The sequence below is a fragment of the Bacillus sp. LSHTCR4 genome (assembly GCF_057197025.1).
Genome location: NZ_JBXUNO010000011.1, coordinates 1 through 654, shown reverse-complemented (window position 1 = coordinate 654; position 654 = coordinate 1). Strand labels below are relative to the sequence as shown.

Annotated in this window: 2 protein-coding genes; both read right to left on the bottom strand. The window is 31.0% G+C overall.

Features of this window, described 5'->3' with window-relative positions:
• Positions 1-131 precede the first annotated feature (131 nt).
• Positions 132-344, bottom strand: coding sequence for a class II lanthipeptide, LchA2/BrtA2 family (locus tag AC2CGR_RS27730; RefSeq protein ID WP_033692917.1), 213 nt, complete (start codon positions 342-344; stop codon positions 132-134).
• 31 nt (positions 345-375) lie between these two features.
• A complete protein-coding gene (locus tag AC2CGR_RS27725; protein ID WP_033692917.1) occupies positions 376-588 on the bottom strand; it encodes a class II lanthipeptide, LchA2/BrtA2 family in 213 nt (70 codons plus the stop codon).
• Positions 589-654: the final 66 nt, after the last annotated feature.

The following is a 654-nucleotide window of genomic DNA, read 5'->3' as shown; positions in this document are numbered from 1 at the left end:
TTTCCATGCTTCTACTACTTTTTTTGATGAACTCATATTTAACACTCCTATAAATTTTATTATTGTTTTATATAGATTATTAGTTAAATAAAAATATATTTTTTAATTAAATTATGTTATCTATATAGAAATTAACATCTGCTTGTGCATTTTGTTGTTGGACAAAGACTTGCTGTAACCGCAATAGTAGCTCCAATAATTGTTGGTGTTGCTGGTGTCGTTTCTGGATTTACATCCCCCGCTCCCGCTACTTTCTTTAATTCATTTTCATCGATTGAACCGATTAATTCTTTCGTATCGAACTCTTGATTACGTAATTTAGCTAATTTTTCATTCTTTGACATATTTAACATCCTCTCGATTTTTAATTTATTATTAACAACGGCTTGTACATTTTGTTGTTGGACAAAGACTTGCTGTAACCGCAATAGTAGCTCCAATAATTGTTGGTGTTGCTGGTGTCGTTTCTGGATTTACATCCCCCGCTCCCGCTACTTTCTTTAATTCATTTTCATCGATTGAACCGATTAATTCTTTCGTATCGAACTCTTGATTACGTAATTTAGCTAATTTTTCATTCTTTGACATATTTAACATCCTCTCGATTTTTAATTTATTATTAACAACGGCTTGTACATTTTGTTGTTGGACAAA

Coding starts and splice junctions, on each gene's coding strand:
- AC2CGR_RS27725 (WP_033692917.1), bottom strand. CDS start 588: ATGTCAAAGAATGAAAAATTAGCTAAATTACGTAATCAAGAGTTCGAT.
- AC2CGR_RS27730 (WP_033692917.1), bottom strand. CDS start 344: ATGTCAAAGAATGAAAAATTAGCTAAATTACGTAATCAAGAGTTCGAT.